The organism is Methylobacterium variabile (assembly GCF_001043975.1).
Taxonomy (GTDB): Bacteria; Pseudomonadota; Alphaproteobacteria; order Rhizobiales; family Beijerinckiaceae; genus Methylobacterium; species Methylobacterium variabile.
In genome coordinates, this window is the sequence record NZ_LABY01000510.1 from 1 (window position 1) to 658 (window position 658).

Here is a 658-nt window from a genome sequence, read left to right on the forward strand (position 1 = left end):
CCGGTCTTCACCTGGACCGGGATTTACGCCGGCGTGAATGCCGGTGCGGCCTTCTCCGGTTCGGAACAGCCGCGATACACCGAAGGCCGGGGCTTCGTCGGGCTCAACCCCGGCGTCCTCGACGGCTTCCGGAAGTCGCGTGAGCAGACCGGCTTCGTCGGCGGCGGGCAGATCGGCTACAATTATCAGGTTGGGGGCATCGTCCTCGGGGCGGAGGCGGACTTCCAGTATGCCGGCCTCGACCGCCGTCGCACGGGAACCGGTGCGCTGACGAACTTGGCACCCGGCCACACGGACACCGACATCCTGACGTCGCGGACACGCATCGAGACGCTCGGCACGGTGCGCGGTCGGATCGGCTTCCTGCCGACGGAGCGGTTGATGGTCTATGCCACCGGCGGCCTCGCTTATGGCGACGTCAGAATGCGCACGGCCTACACGGACACTGGCACCGGTCCCTTTTTCCCCGGCGGCATCAACGTGATTCCGTATTCCGGCGCGCGCTCGTCTATGCAAGTCGGCTATGTCGCCGGCGGCGGCATCGAGTATGCGATCACCGATCGCCTCAGTGCCAAGATCGAGGGCCTCTACGGCGACCTCGGCCGTTCCAGTGTGACCGCCCGCTACACCGGCACCGGTAGCACCGAGCCCACGAGAC

1 protein-coding gene is annotated in these 658 nt (G+C 67.0%); it reads left to right on the forward strand.

Annotated elements, in window-relative coordinates; translation table 11 throughout:
• Positions 1–658 (forward strand): outer membrane protein (locus tag VQ02_RS34225; protein WP_048448742.1); only part of this gene is annotated, 658 nt, incomplete at both ends.